We start from the raw sequence: 401 nt of genomic DNA on the forward strand, positions 1-401 counted from the left end.
CCTTTGGGGTCGGGCGGCGAGGTGCCGGCGAAGTCCACGTGGACGTGGTCGTCGCGGGTCTCCACCGTCACCGCGAGGGTGATCGGCGTCGCGTACCCGTCCGTCGTCATCGACGCGGAGGCGCGCGCGCGCGGCAGCGCCGCGATGCGCGCCACCGTCGCCTCGCGCGAGGCGTCGAGGATCGAGGCGGCCAGCGCGTCCAGGTCGGCCAGCCCGTACTCCGCCATCATCGCCAGGAGCCGCCGCCGCCCGATCTCGTTGCAGGCCGCCAGCGCGAACACGTCCCCCACGACCTGGTCCGGCTCGCGGGTGTTGACCCGCAGCATCGCCACCAGCGTCGCGTCCACCACCCCACGCGCCGCGAGACGCATGATCGGGATCTGCAACCCCTCCTCGTAGAG

1 protein-coding gene is annotated in these 401 nt (G+C 73.6%); it reads right to left on the minus strand.

Annotation, left to right across the window (positions count from 1 at the left end; translation table 11 throughout):
• Positions 1–386 (minus strand): hydantoinase B/oxoprolinase family protein (locus D7Y13_RS44295; RefSeq protein ID WP_244222509.1); only part of this gene is annotated, 386 nt, incomplete at its 3' end.
• Positions 387–401: the final 15 nt, after the last annotated feature.

It is taken from the genome of Corallococcus praedator (genome assembly GCF_003612125.1).
GTDB classification, from domain to species: Bacteria; Myxococcota; Myxococcia; order Myxococcales; family Myxococcaceae; genus Corallococcus; species Corallococcus praedator.